The following is a 17,492-nucleotide window of genomic DNA, read 5'->3' on the forward strand; positions in this document are numbered from 1 at the left end:
GCCGCCCGCATAGTTAGGAAAGAACGGGTTGCGCCGCTGTTCGGGTCGTTTATTGCCACGTACGCTCAGGCCGAGGTCGAAATCGAGAACCCAACCCGAAAGAAATTGGGAGGAATTTGTGTTGCTCGGTGATGTCAGTCAGCAATCCTGTGATTGCCCCAACGTGTTTGGGTTGATATTCGAGCAATCAGGTATATCCATGGCCAACCTCGACCTGGACCTGAGAGTGCTGACCGCGAACAAGTACTTCTCGCAGCAGTTCGGCTGGAGCAGGCAGGACGTCGTGGGGCAGGACTTCCGCGACCTGCTGCACCCCGGGATGCTGTCGCGGATCGAACCCCAGTTCACCTCGCTCGCCCTCGGCGAGCGGCCGCGGTTCGTCGAGCAGATGGTCGCGGTGAGAGCCAGACAGCGGATGTTCGTCGGCGAGCTGACGGGCATCGCGGTCGCCGACGGCGTCGGCCTGGCGGGCTCGATCATGGTCCTGGTGAAGCCCGACAAGGCGGAGCAGGAGCCCAGATCGGCCGGGCAGAACAAGAAGCTGCTCAACCCGTTGCACGCGCGCATCCTCGAAGGCGTCGCGAAGGGCGACTCGACCGTGCAGCTTGCCGAGAAGCTGCTGCTGAGCAGCAGCGCGGTGGAGTACTACGTGGCGACGCTGATGAGGAAGCTCAAGGTGCCCAACCGGCCCGCGCTCGTGTCGAAGAGCTACTCCACCGGCATCCTCGGCATCGGCCAGTGGCCGCCCAAGGTGACGACCGAGTTCGTCAAGTGACCCGGAGGGCTTCGCCCGCCCGACCCCTCCGGCGGACCGCGAACGCGGAAGGCGGCGAGCGGTCCCGCGGCGGTGGAGCCCGTTGACCGAGCAGTGGGACGTCCGCGGACAGCGCTGTCCGCCGACGTCCGCCGGTCAGGCCCCGCGTCCCACCGGGGCGAGCGCGGCCTCGGCCAGCTCGGCGGCGATCTCGCCGTTCACCTGGGAGTGCTGCTCGGTCAGGTAGAAGTGCCCGCCGGGGAACCGGCGGAGGCGGAACCGGCCGCTCGTGTGCTCCTGCCAGCGCTCGGCTTCGGCCACAGTGGACTTGGGGTCCCGCACGCCGATCAGCGCCGTGACCGGGCAGCGCACCACCCGGTCGTTGGGCCGGTAGAGCTCGATGGCGCGGTAGTCGTTGCGGATCGCGGGCAGGGCGAGCCGGACGATCTCCTCGTTTCCGAGGACGGCCGAGCCCGTGCCCTCCAGCTGGGACATGTCGGCCAGGATCCCCGCGTCATCGGTGCGGGTGGCCTCCTCGGGGCGCGAGGTCGACGGCGCTCGGCGGCCCGACACGACCAACGACCGCGGGCCCCGGCCGTCCGGCTCCAGCCGGTGCGCCACCTCGAAACCGAGCACCGCGCCCATGCTGTGGCCGAAGTAGACGGTCGGCTTCGGCGGCAGGGCGGCCAGCAGCTCGGCGATCCGGTCCGCGTACTCCTCGACGGTCTCGACGAAGGGCTCGTGCCGCCGGTCCTGCCGTCCGGGGTACTGCAGGACCAGCACGTCCGTGCGCGGGGCGTGGCTCAGCGCTACGGGGCGGTAGAAGCTGGCCGACCCGCCCGCGTGCGGGAAGCAGACGAGCCGGATGGCCGCGTTCTCGGACGGGAGGTAGCGGCGCAGCCACCTGTCCTCGGCGGTGTCGTTGTCTGCCACTGCGTCCTCCGGAGGCGGGTATCGATCGTCGTTCGGTGCACGGGATGTCGCGGGCGCCGGTCCTGGCGCGGTGCGACTTCCCTGCGGGACAAGGCTTCCGCGCCCTCGGGGAAGCGTCGAGGGCTTGGTGCCGGGTCCGCTCACTGCGAGTAGATCCCATCCGGGGCTCGGTAATGGCTAGTCCTGCGCGTCCGGTCGGGTCCGGGGGACTGTAGGGAAAACCCGGACCGCGCCGACGAGTCCTGCTTAATCCCTAGCAACCCGTTGATGTCGTTGACAGTGCGCCGCGATCACTGCGAGTCTCGGCCCTCGTGGCCCGGTCGGGCGTGGTTCGGTGGGTTCTTCCGCCCGCCGTAGACGTAACTCTTTCTTCGTGTGGAGGAACAGATGTCGAGGCGTGCGCTGATCACCGGGATCACCGGTCAGGATGGCTCCTACTTGGCCGAGCACCTGCTGGCGCAGGGGTACCAGGTGTGGGGGCTGATCCGCGGGCAGGCGAACCCGCACAAGATGCGGATCAGCCAGCTCGTGTCCGAGGTGAACCTGGTGAACGGCGACCTGATGGACCAGGGGAGCCTGGTCGCCGCGGTGGACCTGGTGCAGCCCGACGAGGTGTACAACCTCGGGGCGATCTCGTTCGTACCGCTGTCCTGGCAGCAGGCCGAGCTGGTCTCGGAGATCAACGGCATGGGCACGCTGCGCATGCTGGAGGCGATCCGGATGGTCAGCGGTCTCAACGGGTCCGGGACGGGAGGTGGTCGGATCCGGTTCTACCAGGCCTCGTCGTCGGAGATGTTCGGCAAGGTCGCCGAGGCGCCCCAGCGCGAGACGACGGCGTTCCACCCGCGCAGCCCGTACGGCGTCGCCAAGGCCTACGGGCACTTCATCACCCGCAACTACCGCGAGTCGTTCGGCATGTACGGCGTCTCGGGGATCCTGTTCAACCACGAGTCCCCGCGCCGCGGCGCGGAGTTCGTGACCAGGAAGATCTCGCTCGCCGTCGCCCGGATCAAGCTGGGGATGCAGGACAAGCTCGCGCTGGGCAACCTGGACGCCGTGCGCGACTGGGGTTTCGCGGGCGACTACGTGCGGGCGATGCACCTCATGCTCCAGCAGGACGAGCCGGACGACTACGTGATCGGCACCGGTACGATGCACTCCGTTCGCGACGCCGTCCGGATCGCCTTCGAGAGCGTGGACCTCGACTGGCAGGACTACGTCCACATCGACCCGTCCCTCGTCCGCCCGGCCGAGGTCGAGACGCTGTGCGCCGACTCCAGCCAGGCACGTGCCGCGCTGGGCTGGCAGCCGACGGTCGGGTTCGAGGAGCTGATGGTGATGATGGTCGAGGCGGACCTCCGCTCGGCCTCCCAGCAGCGCGACTACGGCGACCTGCTCACCACGAGCTGGTAGGAGAGGGCATGGCGGCATGACGCCACCTGTTTCCCTTGTCGACGGGGCGGACACCGCCCCCGTGTCCAGGCCGAGGATCGGCGGGCCGCTGCGCCCGCTGATCTGGACCTTGGGGCTCAACGGTTTCGCCCAGGCTCTGGTGCTGGGCGCGTCCTCGGTCCTGCTCGGACTGGAAGCGATGAGGTTCGGCGAAGCGGGCAAGGTCGACGCACTGGCGCTGCTGACCACCTCGGGCGCCGTCGTGTCCATGGTGGTCCAGCCGTTCGCGGGCGCGCTGTCCGACCGGACGAGGAGCCGGTTCGGGCGGCGCGTCCCGTGGATCCTCGGCGGCTCCGTCCTGTCGGGCCTGTGCCTGCTCGGCGTGGGCGGCGCCACGGGCCTCGGGCAGCTCGTGGTCCTGTGGACGCTGTTCCACCTGGCGTTCAACTTCGTGCCGGGGCTGCTGCACGCGATGATCCCCGACCGCGTGCCGCAGCCGCTGCTGGGCACGTTCGCCGCGGTCTACGGCGCGGCGTCGTTGGCGGGCGGCATCCTCGGCGCGGTCTTCGCCGCCCTCCTCGCCGACGACGTCTTCCTGGCGTGGACCTCGCTGGCCGGGGTCCTGGTGCTGGCGGCGGTGCTCCTCGCGGTCCTCGACCGCGACGACTCCACCCTCGGCGACCGGCCGGAACCGTTGACCTGGAAGCACTTCCGGTCGGCGTACTGGGTCAGCCCGACCCGGTACCCGGACTTCGCCTGGGCCTTCGCGGGCCGGTTCCTGATGAACCTGGGCTACGCGATGACGACGACCTACATGCTCTACATCCTCCAGGACTACGTCGGCCTCGGCGAGAGCGCGGTCGGCGTGGTCCCCCTCGTGGGCCTGGCGACGCTGCTCGGGATGACGCTGACGACGGTGCTCAGCGGCCCGTTGTCGGACCGGGTGGGCCGGAGGAGGGTCTTCGTCGCGGCGGCGGGAGCGATCGTCGCCGCCGCGACGGTGGTCCCCCTGCTGTCGCCGACGCTGCCCGCGATCATCGTGTTCGTGTTCTGCTCGGGCCTGGGCTTCGGCATCTACCAGGCCGTCGACCTCGCCGTCGTCACCGAGGCCCTGCCGTCGCGGGCGGAGTCCGGGGCGGGGATGGGACTGCTGAACCTGGCCGTGGCCGTGCCCGCGACGATCGCCCCGCTGGCGGGCAGCGCGGTCGTGCACGCCTTCGGCACCTACGCGCCGATCTTCCTGCTCACGCTCGTCCTTTCCGCCCTGTCGTCGCTCTCGGTGGCGCGAATCAAGGGCGTCCGATGAGGTGACCGGCGACCGCCGTGCCGCCCGACCATGAGGAGACGACGATGTCTGCTGTGGACACGACCCCGGACCTGCTGGAGCACGGGACGGCACCGGTGGCGCCGGTGGCCGTCGAGGATGAGCACGACGACGAGGAGCACATCGTCCGCGGACTCGACTGACCCGCCCGGCGGGTGGTCCGCGAGCCGCCGAAGCCGGTGAGACTAGGGATTTCTCGGCCCGATCCGCTGGATGATCCTGGCGTAGTCCAGGCACAGCTTCGGAGGTATCGATGACCACGACCAGGGAACTCCCTTTCCTTGGCTCCCAGCGGCCGCTCGTGGGCCGGCTGAACGAGATGATTCGTGACGCCCGAGCCATCGGCCCGGTCGTCAAGGTGCGGACGTTGGCCGGGGACGAGGCATGGCTCGTGACCCGTTACGCGGAGCTGAAGCAGCTGCTGGTCGACGACCGGCTCGGCGCGTCGCACAAGGACCCGGCCCACCGGGCTCGCTACCTGGACAACCCGCTGTTCGACATGGGGATCCTGAGCGACGACCCCGCCGTCGCCGCCGAGATCCACGGCCGGATGCGCTCGGCGCTCACGCCGCACTTCTCCGCCAAGCGCATGATGGCGCTGCGGCCGAGGATCGCCGAGACGACGAACAGGCTCCTGGACGGGATCATCGCCAAGGGCTCGTCCGCCGAGCTGCACGGCGAGCTCTCGCTGCCGGTGTCCTTCCTCGTGCTCTGCGACCTGCTGGGCCTGCCGGACCCGGACAAGTTCATGATGATGCTGTCCACCGCGGGTGACGTGGTCGACTCGGAGAAGGCCGAGGGCGGCAGGCTCGTGTTGTTCGACCACCTGCTGGAGCTGGTGGGGTACAAGCACGCCAACCCCGGCGACGACCTGATCTCGGCGTTGTGCGCGGCGGGCATCGACGACGACTTCATCACCAAGCTGATCGCCATCACCAGCTTCTCCTACCTGGTCACGCCGAAGAACCTGAGCGCGGGCATCGCGCTGTTCGCCGAGCACCCCGACCAGCGCGCCCTGGTCGTCAAGGATCCGTCGCTGCTGCCGGGCGCCGTCGAGGAGGTGGTCCGGATGAGCAAGACCAGCGAGTCCTGCCAGCCCCGCTACGCGCACGCCGACATCGACATCGCCGGTGTCACGATCAAGGCGGGCGAGCTCGTCCTGTGCGACCACTACGCCGCGGGCTTCGACGACCGGGTGTTCGACGCCCCGGAGCGCTTCGACGTCACCCGCTCGCCCAACCCGCACATCGCCTTCAGCTACGGCTCCTGGTACTGCATCGGCGCGCCCCTGGCGCGGATGGAGATGCAGGAGGTCTACGCGGCCCTCTTCACCCGCCTCCCGGACTACCGCCTCGCCGTGCCGATCGACCGGATCCCCATGATCAACGACCTCCAGCTGGGCGGGGGTATCGCCGCCGTTCCCGTGGAGTGGTGAGACCGACCGCCTGCCGTCCCGACGCGTGCCCCACCGTTTCAGCCATGGCCGAAATGGTGGGGCACGCGTCGTTGTCGTGACCCCTACCGGATGACACCATCGAATTCGGTGGATCCGGAACGCCATTGGGCCAGGCCGGTCGACAAGAGCCGCGGAATTCCCGTGGTGGAGCGGAACGTCAACGCGGTGCACACGATCGTGCCCGCAAGGGGTTGCGCTCATCGGTCGGTCGGGCGGCGAAAGGAATTCCCCCACTCGGAAACGCGCACAACCGGACATCCGGAGGATTCCTTCCATGCAGGTCGCGATCGTTCTCTACCCCGGGTTCACCTCGATGGACGTCATCGGTCCGTACGAGGTCCTCGGCAGGCTGCCCGACACCGAGGTCGTCTTCGTCGCCGAGCACCCCGGTCTCGTCCTCAACGACCTGGGGAGCCTGACGATCGAGGTCGTGGCGAGCCTCGACGACGTGCCGAGTCCGGACGTGGTGGTGGTCGGCGGAGGCCCTGGTCAGCTGGACCAGATGGCCGACGGACCGCTGCACCGGTGGTTGCGGAAGGTCGACCGGACCTCGAAGTGGACGACCTCCGCCTGCACGGGGTCGCTGGTCCTGGCCGCGGCCGGGCTCCTGGAGGGGCGTCGGGCGACGACCCACTGGGGCGGGCTCGAGCACCTGGCCGACTTCGGTGCGACTCCGGTGAGCGAGCGGGTCGTCATCGACGGCCACTACGCGACCGCGGCGGGCGTGTCGGCGGGTATCGACATGGCGTTGACCGTGGCCGGTCTGCTCGTCGGCGACGTGGCCGCGCAAACCGTCCAGCTCATCATCGAATACGCGCCGGAACCGCCCTACAACGCGGGCACCCTCGATTCCGCTCCGGCGGAAGTCGTCGAAAGCGCGATGGGGCTGCTTTCCGCGCGCGCGACCTGACATCACTTTTCCCGTCGACCACCGCACCGCGCGAAGGATGAACACCGGAAAAACCAACACGGCCCGTGCCGCGGTCCCGCTCGAGGAGGAGCTCCGATGACCACCACCACAACCGCGCGTCCGGGTCGTGTCCGAACATGGGCGGCCATCACCACGTCGGCGATCCTGGTCACCGGACTGGCGGGCTGCGCGGACCGGGCGGGCGGCGGCTCGTCGGCGGGGGGCCAGGGCGCCATGACGATTCAGTTCGTCAACCCGCTGCCCAGCTACCCGACGTGGCGGCAGATCGGGGAGTGCATGGCGGACGAGGCGAAGCAGCGCGGCGCCGACCTCGCCCAGAGCGGGCCGACCGGCCAGGCGCTGGACGCGACCGCGATGATCCAGCAGGTGCGGCAGGCCACCGCCAACAAGAAGGACGCGATCATCACGTTCCCGGCGGGCGAGGGCTTCGCGGAGGTCCTCAAGCAGGCCAAGGCGGCGGGGGTGGTGACCGGGACCATCTACGGCCCCGGCGGCGAGGGCAGCGGCTCGGACTACAACATCGGCCCGGACTGGGCGTCGATCGGCGAGACGCTGGTCGGCGCGGTCGCCGCCCAGCCCGGCAAGCACGTGCTGGGGCTCGTCGCGGCGGCCGACACCGGGCTCGGCAAGTCGTGGCTGGACGGGGTCAAGGGCGCGGTGGCGAAGACCGACAACGTCACGATCGCGGGCGAGGTGTACACCGGCGACGACGCCGCCAAGGCCCTCCCGCAGGTCAACGCGCTCCTGACCGCGCACCCCGACGTCACCACGATCGTCACGCACATGGGCACCACCACGCCGGGCGCCGTCTCCGCCATCAAGTCCCGCGGTCTGCTGGGCAGGACGTTCCTGCTCGCGGGCGGCCACGACAACGGCGGCTCCGAGGCGATGGAGGAGGGCACGGCGAACCTGATGCTGATGCAGGACGTCTGCACGCTCGGCAAGCAGCTGGTCGACGGGGTCGTCGACGTCCACCAGGGCAAGAAGCCCGCCGAGGCGCCGGTCAGGATCCAGGTCGTCGGCAAGGACCAGGTGCAGGGGCTCCTGGACAAGGGGTGGGTCTGATGCCCGCCCCGGCCCTGCGGCTGCGCGGCGTCCGCAAGTGGTTCGGCTCCGTGTCCGCGCTGGAGGACGTCCACTTCGACGCCCACGCCGGTGAGGTGCACGCGATCGTCGGCGACAACGGCGCGGGGAAGTCGACGACGATCAAGATCGTCGCGGGTGTCCACCGGGCCGACGAGGGCGAGGTCCTCGTCAACGGCGAGGAGATCGGCCACGTCCGGTCGGCGGCCGACGCCCAGGAACGCGGCATCGCGGTCGTGTACCAGGACCTCGCCCTCGTCGAGTGCCTCGACATCGCGCACAACATGGCGCTGGGCAACCTGCCGCGCAGGTTCGGCATCGTGCTCGACCGCCGCCGGATGGAGCGCGAGGCGGCCAGGGTGCTGAAGGACCTCAAGGTCAGGGTCGGCGACGTGCGCACCGCGGCCGGGTTGCTGTCCGGTGGTCAGCGGCAGGTCGTCGCGGTCGCCCGCGCCGTCCGGATGGACAAGCCGATCATGCTCCTGGACGAGCCGACGGCCGCGCTCGGCGTGCAGGAGACCGCGCACGTCGGCGGGATCATCGACGAGCTCCGGGCCACGGGCAAGGCGGTCGTCATCGTCAGCCACGACCTGGACTTCGTGTTCTCCCACGCCGACCGCGTGACGGTCCTGCGCCTCGGCCGGACCGTCGGCACCAGGCGGGTCGACGAGGTCGGCCGCGAGGAGGTCGTCGGCATGATCACCGGCGCCGTCCCGCCCGACGCCCCGCACCACGACGAGGTGGCGTGATGACCGTGACCGCGAAACCACCGTCCACACAGGACCGCCCGGCGGAGCACGGCGGCGCGCGGGACAGCCTGCTGACGAAGGTGCTGGTGCGCCAGGAGACCACGCTCGTCCTGGTGATGATCGCGATCGGGGTCTTCGCCACGGCCCGCTCCGCGCTGTTCCTCTCCGAGAGCAACCTGACCTCGATCCTGCGCAGCAGCGTCATCTACTTCGTGATGGCCTGCGGTGCCGCGCTGCTCGTCATCGGCGGTGGCCTGGACTTCTCCGCGGGTGCGGTGTTCACCCTCGGCGCGCTGTCGACCTGCAAGCTGCTCGTGGAGGGGGTTCCCTGGCCCCTGGCGGTCCCGGCCGGTCTGGCGGTCTGCTGCGCGGTCGGGGCGGTGAACTTCGCGGTGGTCACCTACCTGCACGTGCCGCCGATCATCGCGACGCTCGGGACGTTCTACATGCTCACCGGCATCGACAACCTGGTGACCGACGGCGCCGACGTGCTGCCGCTCCCGGCGGGCTTCCAGCGGGTCGCCCAGGGCAGCGTCCTGGGCGTGTCCAACGACGTGCTGATCGCCGTCGCCGTCGGCGTCCTGTTCTGGTTCCTGCTGGAGCGCACCCGGTTCGGGGTCAACGTCCGCGCGCTCGGCGGCAACCGGCAGGCCGCGGTCGGCAACGGGCTGCGCGTGTTCCGGCTCGACCTGGCGCTCTACGTGATCGCCGCCGCGACGGCCGCCCTCGCGGGCGTGGTCTACTCCGCCCAGGTCGGTGCCGGGCAGGTCACCGCGGGCGGCACGTCGACCACCCTCAACGCGGTCACGGCCGTGCTCATCGGCGGCGTCAGCCTGATGGGCGGCATGGGCAGCGTCCAGGGCGTCGCGGTCGGCGCCGTCCTGCTGTCCCTCATCGACAACGCGCTGGTGCTCACCGGTATCCCGCCGCAGTACAACAGCATCGTGATCGGCGCGATCCTGGTCAGCGCGGTGGCGGTCGACCACCTCCGCCGGGCCCGGATCTACCGGAAGCGCTGACGGCCGCGCTTCCCCGAGACCCCCACCTCCCAGGACGACCCGACCCGGAGCAGTGACATGCACGAGATGCCCATCGACCCCGACGTCGTCGCGCTGCTGGACGAGCTCGGCCCGCCCTCGCCGGTCCGCGCCGCCGACCTGAGCGCGGAGGACCTGCGCCAGGGGATGCGCGACGCCATCGCGATCTTCACCCGCGGCGCGGACCCCGTCGCGGTGCACCACGTGACCGACGAGCAGGTGCCGGGTGGCGGCGGCAAGATCCCCGTCCGCGTCTACCGTCCGCGGACCCCCACCGCGGTCGTCGTGTACCTGCACGGCGGCTCCTGGCTCGCGGGCGGCGTCGACACCCACGACCTCGTCACCCGGCGGCTGTGCCGCGACACCGGGGCCGTCGTGGTCTCGGTCGACTACCGGATGGTGCCCGAGCACCCCTTCCCGGCTCCCTTCGAGGACGCCTACGACGCGGCGGTCTGGGCGGCCTCCCTGCGGCCGGAGCTGCCGTTCCTGGTCGCCGGGGACAGCGCGGGCGGCACGCTCGCGGCCTGCGTCGCCCTGCGGGCCCGCGACGAGGGAGGTCCGCGCATCGACGCCCAGGTGCTGGTCTACCCCGGCGTCGACGACGACTTCGCCACGCCGAGCATGCTTGCGTTCCAGGACGGTCCGGGGATGCGCCTGGAGGACATCGCGTTCGTCATCCGGCAGTACGCCTCGCACGAACGGGCACTCGGCTCGCCCTACGCCTTGCCGGGGCGCGCGACGTCGTTGGCGGGGCTGCCGCCCGCCGTCGTGGTGGTCGCCGGGCACGACATGCTGCGGTCGGCCGAGGAGGACTACGCCCGGCGGCTGCTGGAAGCCGGTGTGCCCGCGGTGGTCCAGCTCGACCCCGAGCTGGTGCACGGGTGGATCGAGTTCGCGCCCCGCGTGCCCGCGGCGGACCGGGCCTTCGGCCGTCTCGTCGGCGCCGTGAACGACCTCATCGGACGCGCGGGCGACCCGGGGGAGCGGCGGCTGGTGGAGGAGTCGGGTTGAGCAACCCCCGGCGCGGTGCGAGTATCGCGGAGGTGAGATCCCGCTCGGTGCTCGTCGTCCTGTTCGACGGGGCGCAGCCGCTGGACGTGGCCGGTCCCCTCGACGTGTTCACGACGGCGGTCAACTTCGCCGGGAGCGAGAGCACGCCCCCGTACGTCGTGCGGACGGCCTCGCTCGGGGGCGGGCCCGTGCGCTGCGCGGGCGGCCTGCACGTGGTCCCCGACCTCGACCTGCTCGACGTCGAGGACGCGGACGTCGTCCTCGTCCCCGGTGGACCGGGTGTGGAGCACGTCGACGACCGGCTCGTGACCTGGCTGCGCGAGCGCGCTCCCGGTGTGGAGCGGGTGGTGTCGGTGTGCACCGGGGCGTTCCTGCTGGCGCAGGCGGGACTGCTCGACGGCCGCCGGGCGACGACGCACTGGGGGTCCTGCGAGATCCTGGCGAGCATGTACCCGTCGATCGAGGTCGACCCGAGCCCGATCTTCGTCCGGGACGGCCCGATCGCCACGTCGGCGGGCGTGACGGCCGGGGTCGACCTCGCCATCGCCTTGGTGGAGGAGGACTTCGGCCGCGCGGTGGCGCACGAGATCGCCCGGCTCCTGGTCGTCTACTTGCGACGGCCGGGCAACCAGGCGCAGTTCAGCGTGCAGCTCTCGGCGCAGATCGCCCGCTCGGACCCGTTGCGGGAGGTCCAGTACTGGGCCGTCGCCAACCTGACCTCGGACCTGTCGATCCCCGCGATGGCGCAGCGCGCGGGCCTGTCCACGCGGCAGTTCTCGCGCGCGTTCACCGAGCAGGTCGGCGTGACGCCCGGCCGCTACGTGGACCTGGTGCGCCTGGAGGCCGCGCAGCGCATGCTGACCGACACCCGCGACGGCGTGGTGGGCATCGCGCGCCGGTGCGGGTACGGGACGGCCGAGGCGATGCGCCGCGCGTTCCTGCGCGACCTCGACGTCTCGCCCACGCAGTACCGGCAGACGTTCGCGAAGCCCACGGTGCTCGCCCCCGGTTCCTCCTAGAAGCTGTTTGGAGTTCGGATCTAGATAGAAGCTTCTAGGACTGGTAGAACACGGAACCGGTTCGGGCTGGCGGTGTCTCGTGGGCAGCTCGGGTTGCAACTGGTCAGCGTGGACTCCACGATCGTGCGGGCGCACCACGAATCGGCCGGGCTCGCGGTCGCCGGTGGGACCCTCGATGCGCTGGAACAGGCACCGACCGAGGAAAAAGGGGCTTTGTTGCCTACGCGGCAGTGGGTGCTGCGGGTGATCAGCCGCAGGCCAAGACGGACAAGGACTGCGTGGGCACATCCATCGGTCAGGATCGTGCCGGTCTCCGGCGACGTCGCAAGGCGCGGGCGGAGGCGGCCGGGCTCGGCCGGTCCCGAGGCGGGCTGAGCAGCAGGATCCACGCCGTGGTCGACGTGGGCGGGATGCCGTTGGCGTTCGTGCTCACGCCTGGTCAGGCCGCGGACTCCCCACGGTTCCAGGCCGTGCTGAACAAGATCCGGGTCCCGGGCGAGGTCGGTCGGCCCCATACCCGTCCGGGCGCGGTGGCCGCGGACAAGGCCTGCTCCTCCAAGGCAAATCGGGCTTGTCCGCGTCGTCGTCGGATCACGGCGGTGATCCCGGAGAAGTCCGACCAGCAGGCCAACCGGAAGAGGAAGGGCTCCACCAGCGGACGCCCGGTCTCGTTCGATCCCGTGCTTTACGCACAACGCAACACCGTCGAAAGCTGCTTTCAGAAGATCAAGACATGGCGTGGGCCGGCCACCCGCTCTGACAAGTCAGCGGAAAGCTACGAGGCCGGGTTACGTCTACGAGCTGCGGTCATGTGGTTGAGGACCCTGACCTCAACCACATGATCCAAACCCAAACAGCTCCTAGAACTGTTGCCACGTCACGGGAACCAGGTCGCGGGCAGAGCCGACTACCTGTCCGTGCACACCACATCACCCACGGCGCGCGGTCGTCGCGGTCCGCGTGCGGTCGCCTGGTTCGCCCTCGCCACGTCGATGCTCATGACGACCTCGGCCTGCGGCAAGGGGGACACGGCCTCCGCCGTCGTCACGCAGGCCAGTGCGCCGCCCCCGGTCACCGCGGCACCCACCGCCTATCCCCTGACCATCGACAACTGCGGCCGCAAGGTCACGTTCGACCGGGCGCCCAGCCGGGTCGTCCTGCTCAACGGGACGTCGGTCGCCGAGGTCGAGAGCTTCATCGCACTGGGGATCGTCGACCGCGTCCTGGCCAACAGCCAGTCCTACGGCGTGTCCGACGACCCCGCGATGGTCGCCAAGGTCGCCGCGGTCCCCACCGGCGGGCTGACCCTCAACCAGAACTACGAGGTCCCGCGGGAGCAGGTGCTCGCGCTCAAGCCGGACCTGGTGATCTCCACCTGGGCGGGCGGGTTCGACGAGAAGATCGGGTCGGCCGACCGGGACCAGCTCGCCGCCGCGGGCATCAACAGCTTCGTCACGCCCGCCAACTGCGCGTTCGGCGCACCGGTGCCGCGCCCGGAGGACGAGGCGCGCTACCGGGCCCAGTCCGTCGAGTCGTCCACCGAGCTGCTGATGCAGCTGGGGCAGGTCTTCGACGTGCAGCAGCGGGCCGCGGACCTGGTCAACGGGACGAGGAGCGAGCTCGCCGAGGTCTCGCGGAGGATCTCGGGCAAGCAGACCAAGAGCGTGCTGGTCGTCTACCCCGGAATGTCCATGATGAACAACAACGGGCTGCCCGCGGTCTTCGGCGGTGGTGTCTACGACGACATCATCGCGCGAGCCGGTGGCACCAACCCGTTCGGCGGCAAGAGCACCGCCGAGCTCGCCGAGATCAACGCGGAGGCGTTGGCGTCGGCGAAGGTCGACGTGCTGGTGATCGGCCTCTTCCAGGCCTCCGAGAAGGCCGAGCTGTTCGCCGACGACCTGTTCAGGAAGTTCCCGCAGTGGGAGGCGTCGAAGACCAGGACGTTCACGTCGGTGTCGGACAGCATCTACCTCGGGCCGCTCAACGCCATCGCGGTGCGGAAGATCGCCGATGCGGCCCACGGCGCGTAGCGGCCCGCACCTGGTGTCCGGTGCGGGTTTCGCGGTGCTGCTCGTGGTCCTGGCGGTGGCCCTCGTCGGCATCACGGCGTTCGCCATCGGGGTCGGCACCGTCGACGTGCCGGTCGGAGGGGTGGCGAGGGTGGTCTGGGGCCACCTGCGCGGCGACCCGGCGGGGCTGGACCCGTTGACCGACCAGATCGTCTGGGAGTTCCGCACGCCCAGGGTCCTGCTCGCCGGGCTGGCGGGCAGCGGGCTCAGCGTCGCCGGGGTGTGCCTGCAGACGTTGGTGCGCAACCCGTTGGCCGATCCCTACCTGTTCGGCGTCTCGGCCGGGGCGTCGCTGGGCGCGGTCATCGCGCTCACCAGCGGGGTCGGCCTGGTCGCCGGACTCGGCGTCGCGGGAGCGGCGTTCGCGGGGTCGTTGGTCAGCCTCGGGGTCGTGTTCGCCATGGCGCAGCGCGGCGGACGGCTGATCGGCAGCAGCCTGGTGCTCGCCGGTGTCGCGGTCGCCTACCTCGGCACCGCGGTCACCAGCTACCTCCAGCTCCAGGCGAACCCGGCCGAGCTGCGCGGTGTCATGTTCTGGATGCTCGGCTCGGTCGCCGGGGCGTCCTGGGACGACCTCCCCGTGGTCGTGGTGGCGACCGCGGTCACCGCGGTCTGGCTGACCACGCAGGGGCGGTCGATGAACGCCCTGTCGGTCGGCGACGACACGGCGGCGGGGTTGGGCGTGGACGTGCACCGGCTGCGCGTCCTGCTGCTCGTGGCGGCCTCGTTGCTGACCGCCGCGGTGGTCAGCGTCGCGGGCGGCATCGGCTTCGTCGGTCTCGTCGTCCCGCACGCCGTGCGGCTGGTCGTGGGACCCGACCACCGCAAGGTGATCCCGGTGTCGCTGGTCGCGGGCGCGGTCTTCCTGGTCCTGGTCGACCTCGTCACCCGCACGGTCGACCGGCCCAACGAGATGCCCGTCGGGATCTTCACCGCCGCACTGGGCGCGCCGTTCTTCCTGGTGCTGCTGCGCAAGAGGAAGCGGGCCCTGCGATGAGGGTGCGGGTCGACGGCGTCTCGGTGGTCGTCGACGACACCACCATCCTGGGAGGCGTCGACCTCGTCGCGGAGGCCTCGACGATCACCGGGATCATCGGTCCGAACGGGTCGGGCAAGAGCACGCTGCTGCGCTGCGTCTACCGCGCGCTCAGACCGACCACCGGCGCGGTCCACATAGGACCGGACGACGTGTGGCGGTCCAGCGCGCGCAAGGCGGGCCTGCGCACGGCCGTCGTCGCGCAGGACCACGACCTGGACAACGACTACTCCGTGCGCGAGATCGTCGCGATGGGGCGCACCCCGCACAAGGGGATGCTCGACCGGGACACCGCGGTCGACCGGACCATCGTGGACGACGCACTGGAACGGGTCCGCATGGGCTGGGCCGCGCACCGGGTCTTCGCCACGCTGTCGGGCGGCGAACGGCAGCGGGCGCTGGTGGCCAGGGCGTTGGCGCAGGAGGCTCCCGTGCTGCTGCTGGACGAGCCCACCAACCACCTCGACATCGGCGCGCAGCTGGAGCTGCTCGACCTGGTGCGGGAGCTGGGGCTCACCACCATCGCCGCGCTGCACGACCTCGACCACGCCACCGCGTACTGCCGGCGGCTCGTGCTCCTGCACGGCGGCAAGGCGGTGGCCGAGGGGACCCCGGCCGAGGTCCTCGACGTCGACCGCGTCGCCGAGGTGTTCGGGGTGCGCAGCGCCGTCGTGCCGCACCCGCTGACCGGTCGTCCGCACGTCGTGACGGCCTCGATCGGATGAGGTGGCGAAGTCGTCGGAACCCGACGCGCCGCGGGAACGACTCCTGCTGTGTCGGCCGTTCCGCGCGGTTCGACCTCCGGACGCGCGTCGGGCACCCACGGGTGCGCGCGGGCGTCCTGGCTCCGCCACGTCGCGCCAGTCCGCCGTTCCGGCCACTCGTACGACGTCACGGACTCCGCTGACGGGTCCGGTCGGTGGTGCGGGACCGATGTCCCCGCACCACCGGCCGCCTGGGCGGAGTGGACCCTTCGGTCGACCGCGGGCCGGGGTGCCGGCAGATTGTCGGGGGTGACGAGTGGGACGACACCGGGCGACGCCGAGGTGTGGAGCCGGGGTGACCGCGAGGCCTTCGGGGTGCTGTTCGACCGGCACGTCGAGGCGGTGTGGAACCACGCGCACCGGCTGACCGGGTCCTGGGAGCGGGCGCAGGACGTCACGTCGGCGACGTTCCTGGCCGCGTGGCTTACCCGCGCCGGGACGGCCCCGGTCGGGGACAGCGCGTTGCCGCTGCTGTACTCGATGGCGGGAGAGGAAGCGGGCACGGCGCGGCGGCGTCCGCCGTCGACGCCCGTGGACGATGACGACGACGTGCTGGTGCACCGGGTCGACGAGCTGGCCGACGCCGTGCGGCGGCTGCCACGGGGGCGGCGCGAGGTCGCGGAGCTGTGCCTGCTGGGTGGGCTGCCGGTCGCCGACGTGGCCGCGCACCTCGGGGTCGCCGAGGCGGCGGTGCGTGCCGACCTCGCCCTCGCCGTCGAGGACCTGCCGGTCGTCGAGGTCGTCACCCCGCGCGCGCTTCCGGCCGAGCTGAAGGCGCGGCTGCGGGCCGAGTTCGACCACGGGCCGGAGCACCGGCCGCGGAGGTCCGCGCGGCTGCTGGTCGTCGCCGCCGCGATGGTGTTGCTGGCGGGGACGGTGTTCGTGCTCCGACAGCCGCCGGAGGCCGTGACGCGGGCGCCCCAGCAGGCCGCGGCGGTCGGCCCGGTGCTGGACGAGGCGGTGGCCGCGGCCGCCCTCGACCGCTGCTGGACGGCCGTGGGGCAGCGGGGGACGGCGGGCCGCTACCCCGACCGTTCCCGCTGGCGGCCCGTGTTCACGGTGGGCGACGCCCAGGTCGGCGTGGTCGCCGCGCGAGCCGACGGCAAGCCGCTGTTCTGCCAGACCACGCCCACCACGGCCACGGTGAGCGACCCGGACGCGGCACCGGCCACCGGGACGTCCGCCGTCCTGGTCAGCCGGGAGGGGGTCGTCGCCGGGGTGACCGACGTGGACTGGCGGCTGGTCGGGCTCGACGGCAGCGGCCCGAACGGGGTCGTCGCGGTCCGGGCCGAGACGAGTGACCACCTGTTCGTCGCCAGGACCGGGGTGAACCCGACCGGGGTCGCGATGACCATCAGCGAGACCGGCTCGCAGGACCCCACGGCCGTGCGGGTGCTCACCGCGCCCACGACGCCCGCCGTCGTGGCGAGCGACCGCCCCGACGGCCCCGCGCCGGACCGCACCTCCGAGGCGGGCAGGGCCCTCGGGGACTGCCTGGCGCGCTCGGCCGTCCCGCTGCCGGACCCGGACTCCTACCAGACCGGGGCCGCGGTGACCTACCCCGGCGGCGCGGTCGTGCTCGGCCGCAGCTCCAGCAGCCTCGTGACGTGCGAGTCCACCGGCGACACGGCGACGGCCGTCCGGGTCCTGCTCGTGCACAGCAGCGCGCCCGCGGTGGTCAGGGACGCCCGGTTCGTCGGTGACGGCGGCATCGCCATCGGCGGCGAGCTCGCGCCGGAGGTCGCGACCGTCGAGATCGGCACCGACGACGAGCCCCTGCGCCCGGCCGCGGTGGCGGGCGGCACCTTCGCCGCCGTGCTCCGGGCGGAGGTCAGCGCGAGCCCCACGTCCTCCGGTGCCGTGCACGCGGTGGCCCGTGACGCGACCGGGGCCGTGCTCTTCGAGAACTTCTGGCAGGTCCCGTAGGGGGC

At 71.3% G+C, this 17,492-nt stretch carries 16 protein-coding genes; 15 read left to right on the forward strand and 1 reads right to left on the reverse strand.

Annotated features, from left to right (window positions below):
• Nucleotides 1–163: 163 nt before the first annotated feature.
• The gene (locus CLV43_RS24195) at nt 164–775 is read left to right on the forward strand and encodes a LuxR C-terminal-related transcriptional regulator (RefSeq protein WP_281262179.1); all 612 of its coding nucleotides are present in this window, start codon (nt 164–166) and stop codon (nt 773–775) included.
• 135 nt (nt 776–910) lie between these two features.
• Here CLV43_RS24195 and CLV43_RS24200 read toward each other — a convergent pair whose 3' ends face one another.
• Nucleotides 911–1,687 carry a thioesterase II family protein gene (locus CLV43_RS24200; RefSeq protein ID WP_106189556.1) on the reverse strand — a complete coding sequence of 259 codons (777 nt, stop codon included), beginning with the start codon at nt 1,685–1,687 and terminating at the stop codon, nt 911–913.
• Between the two features lie 387 nt (nt 1,688–2,074).
• Here CLV43_RS24200 and CLV43_RS24205 point away from each other — a divergent pair, with 387 nt between their 5' ends.
• The 14 genes from CLV43_RS24205 (at nt 2,075) to CLV43_RS50325 (ending at nt 17,487) form a co-directional block, all read left to right on the forward strand.
• On the forward strand, nt 2,075–3,100 hold the full coding sequence (locus CLV43_RS24205; RefSeq protein ID WP_106189557.1) for a GDP-mannose 4,6-dehydratase: 1,026 nt from the start codon (nt 2,075–2,077) through the stop codon (nt 3,098–3,100).
• 16 nt (nt 3,101–3,116) lie between these two features.
• On the forward strand, nt 3,117–4,385 hold the full coding sequence (locus CLV43_RS24210; protein WP_106189558.1) for an MFS transporter: 1,269 nt from the start codon (nt 3,117–3,119) through the stop codon (nt 4,383–4,385).
• A 337-nt stretch (nt 4,386–4,722) separates the two neighbouring features.
• Nucleotides 4,723–5,838, forward strand: coding sequence for a cytochrome P450 (locus CLV43_RS24215; RefSeq protein ID WP_146174888.1), 1,116 nt, complete (start codon nt 4,723–4,725; stop codon nt 5,836–5,838).
• A 295-nt stretch (nt 5,839–6,133) separates the two neighbouring features.
• On the forward strand, nt 6,134–6,769 hold the full coding sequence (locus CLV43_RS24220) for a DJ-1/PfpI family protein (RefSeq protein WP_106189560.1): 636 nt from the start codon (nt 6,134–6,136) through the stop codon (nt 6,767–6,769).
• A 96-nt stretch (nt 6,770–6,865) separates the two neighbouring features.
• Nucleotides 6,866–7,855, forward strand: a complete 990-nt coding sequence (locus tag CLV43_RS24225) for a sugar ABC transporter substrate-binding protein (RefSeq protein WP_106189561.1) — start codon at nt 6,866–6,868, stop codon at nt 7,853–7,855.
• Nucleotides 7,855–8,622, forward strand: a complete 768-nt coding sequence (locus CLV43_RS24230) for an ATP-binding cassette domain-containing protein (RefSeq protein WP_106189820.1) — start codon at nt 7,855–7,857, stop codon at nt 8,620–8,622. Before CLV43_RS24225 ends, CLV43_RS24230 begins: the two co-directional genes overlap by 1 nt.
• The gene (locus tag CLV43_RS24235; protein WP_106189562.1) at nt 8,622–9,641 is read left to right on the forward strand and encodes an ABC transporter permease; all 1,020 of its coding nucleotides are present in this window, start codon (nt 8,622–8,624) and stop codon (nt 9,639–9,641) included. Before CLV43_RS24230 ends, CLV43_RS24235 begins: the two co-directional genes overlap by 1 nt.
• Nucleotides 9,642–9,698: 57 nt before the next feature.
• Nucleotides 9,699–10,670, forward strand: coding sequence for an alpha/beta hydrolase (locus CLV43_RS24240; protein WP_106189563.1), 972 nt, complete (start codon nt 9,699–9,701; stop codon nt 10,668–10,670).
• A gap of 32 nt (nt 10,671–10,702) precedes the next feature.
• Complete coding sequence (locus CLV43_RS24245; protein ID WP_106189564.1) at nt 10,703–11,689, forward strand: GlxA family transcriptional regulator; 987 nt, start codon at nt 10,703–10,705, stop codon at nt 11,687–11,689.
• Between the two features lie 278 nt (nt 11,690–11,967).
• Nucleotides 11,968–12,531 (forward strand): IS5 family transposase, encoded by a 564-nt coding sequence (locus tag CLV43_RS24250; protein WP_170155987.1) that lies wholly within the window; start codon nt 11,968–11,970, stop codon nt 12,529–12,531.
• A gap of 27 nt (nt 12,532–12,558) precedes the next feature.
• Nucleotides 12,559–13,722 carry an ABC transporter substrate-binding protein gene (locus CLV43_RS24255; protein ID WP_245886902.1) on the forward strand — a complete coding sequence of 388 codons (1,164 nt, stop codon included), beginning with the start codon at nt 12,559–12,561 and terminating at the stop codon, nt 13,720–13,722.
• Complete coding sequence (locus CLV43_RS24260; protein ID WP_106189567.1) at nt 13,703–14,758, forward strand: FecCD family ABC transporter permease; 1,056 nt, start codon at nt 13,703–13,705, stop codon at nt 14,756–14,758. Before CLV43_RS24255 ends, CLV43_RS24260 begins: the two co-directional genes overlap by 20 nt.
• Nucleotides 14,755–15,522, forward strand: coding sequence for an ABC transporter ATP-binding protein (locus tag CLV43_RS24265; RefSeq protein WP_106189568.1), 768 nt, complete (start codon nt 14,755–14,757; stop codon nt 15,520–15,522). The genes CLV43_RS24260 and CLV43_RS24265 overlap by 4 nt, the downstream gene beginning before the upstream one ends.
• A gap of 288 nt (nt 15,523–15,810) precedes the next feature.
• Complete coding sequence (locus CLV43_RS50325) at nt 15,811–17,487, forward strand: RNA polymerase sigma factor (RefSeq protein WP_342749810.1); 1,677 nt, start codon at nt 15,811–15,813, stop codon at nt 17,485–17,487.
• Nucleotides 17,488–17,492: the final 5 nt, after the last annotated feature.

Source organism: Umezawaea tangerina (assembly GCF_003002815.1).
Taxonomy (GTDB): Bacteria; Actinomycetota; Actinomycetes; order Mycobacteriales; family Pseudonocardiaceae; genus Umezawaea; species Umezawaea tangerina.

Bases quoted from the DNA above. Each gene is read 5' to 3' on its own strand.
- CLV43_RS24210 (WP_106189558.1), top strand. From the start codon at position 3,117: ATGACGCCACCTGTTTCCCTTGTCGACGGGGCGGACACCGCCCCCGTG.
- CLV43_RS24215 (WP_146174888.1), top strand. From the start codon at position 4,723: ATGATTCGTGACGCCCGAGCCATCGGCCCGGTCGTCAAGGTGCGGACG.
- CLV43_RS24220 (WP_106189560.1), top strand. From the start codon at position 6,134: ATGCAGGTCGCGATCGTTCTCTACCCCGGGTTCACCTCGATGGACGTC.
- CLV43_RS24205 (WP_106189557.1), top strand. From the start codon at position 2,075: ATGTCGAGGCGTGCGCTGATCACCGGGATCACCGGTCAGGATGGCTCC.
- CLV43_RS24240 (WP_106189563.1), top strand. From the start codon at position 9,699: ATGCACGAGATGCCCATCGACCCCGACGTCGTCGCGCTGCTGGACGAG.
- CLV43_RS24260 (WP_106189567.1), top strand. From the start codon at position 13,703: ATGCGGCCCACGGCGCGTAGCGGCCCGCACCTGGTGTCCGGTGCGGGT.
- CLV43_RS24230 (WP_106189820.1), top strand. From the start codon at position 7,855: ATGCCCGCCCCGGCCCTGCGGCTGCGCGGCGTCCGCAAGTGGTTCGGC.
- CLV43_RS24235 (WP_106189562.1), top strand. From the start codon at position 8,622: ATGACCGTGACCGCGAAACCACCGTCCACACAGGACCGCCCGGCGGAG.
- CLV43_RS24265 (WP_106189568.1), top strand. From the start codon at position 14,755: ATGAGGGTGCGGGTCGACGGCGTCTCGGTGGTCGTCGACGACACCACC.
- CLV43_RS24225 (WP_106189561.1), top strand. From the start codon at position 6,866: ATGACCACCACCACAACCGCGCGTCCGGGTCGTGTCCGAACATGGGCG.